The organism is Pseudomonas sp. PH1b (assembly GCF_000633395.1).
In the GTDB taxonomy this organism is placed as follows: Bacteria; Pseudomonadota; Gammaproteobacteria; order Pseudomonadales; family Pseudomonadaceae; genus Aquipseudomonas.
In genome coordinates, this window is sequence record NZ_AYMU01000057.1 from 1 (window position 1) to 1458 (window position 1458).

General features: G+C 65.2%; 1 pseudogene. It reads left to right on the forward strand.

Annotation, left to right across the window (positions count from 1 at the left end):
• Positions 1 to 1458: pseudogene (locus U873_RS0133390) on the forward strand (filamentous hemagglutinin); the annotation flags it as partial.

Below are 1458 nucleotides of genomic sequence, written 5' to 3' on the forward strand. Positions count from 1 at the left end.
CCAACGGCCAGTTGCGCATGGCGGACGCGAGCGCCGAGAAAGGCGCGGTGGCGATCAAGGCCGGCAGCCTTGATGCCCAGGGTGCGGTGTATGCCGGCAGCGATCTCAAGGTGCAGACCCGGGGCGACCTGAGCAACCAGAAAACCCTTGCCGCCCGCGACAGCATCCAGCTGGACAGCGGTGGCCAACTGAGCAACCACGGCATCATCGAGGCTGGGGTCAATGCCGATAACAGCCGCAACGCCAACGGCGATATCAGCCTTAACGCCCGGGATCTCGACAACCGCGGAAAGAGCCTGGTCGCCAGCCGCGATCTGACCCTGACCACGGCCCAGACCCTGGACAACCAGGGCGGCACCCTGAGCGGACAGCGCCAGGTGACGGTCAGTGCCGGGACTCTGGATAACAGTCATCAGGGCAAGCTGCTGAGCGCCGAGCGCCTGCAACTCAATGCCGATCTGGTGCGCAACGGCCAGGGCGGCCTGATCAAGAGCCAGCATTCCCTCAACGCCACCCTGGGCCACCTGGGCAACAGTGGTGGTGAGCTGTCGAGCCAGGGCAACAGCACCCTGGTGCTGGCCGGCATGGACAACCTCAGCGGCGTGGTACTGGCGCAACAGACCCTGAGCATCACCGGCAGCGCCGAGCTGGACAACCAGGGCGGCCTGCTGTCGGGCTGGCAGGGCCTGACCCTCAATGGCATCGGCCTGAACAACAGCAACCAGGGCACCGTCTCCAGCCTCAAGGGCGGTGTCGACATCACCCTCAACGACGCCTTGAACAACAGCCAGGGCGGTGGCCTGGTCAGCCAGCAGACCCTGGACGTCAAGGCCGCCAGCCTCGACAACAGCCACCAGGGGGTGATCTCCAGCGCCGGCGAGCAAAGCCTCAAACTGCGCGACCGGCTGGACAACAGCCAGGGAGGCTCCATCGACAGCGGCGCGACCCTGACCTTGCAGGCCATGACCCTGGGCAACCAGGGCGGCACGCTCAACGCTGCCGGCGATCTGCAGTTTATCGGTCGCGACCTGGACAACAGCCACGGCACCTTCAGCGGCGAGCAGGGCGCCACCCTCGATCTGCTGGGACACTTGATCAACAACCAGGGCACGCTGTCTGCCGCCGGCCCCTTGCTGCTCAAGCGCAGCACTAAGGTTGAGAACCAGGGAGGCGAACTCTCCAGCCAGCAGTGGCTGCGGCTGTTCACCGAACACTTGGACAACCGCCAGAAGGGCCGGGTAGCGGCCAATGATTCGGTGTTGATCAGCGCCAGTGGTGAGGTGCAGAACAGCGATGGCGAGATCCTCAGCCGCGAAGCCGACCTGCAACTCAATGCCGAGCGCCTGGATAATGCCAAGGGCCTGTTGCAGGCCAAGACCAGCCAGGGCCTTGAGGTTTCCGCAACTGCCGACAACCAGGGCGGGCAGGTCATTGCCCAGCAGGGCGAGCTGACGCTCA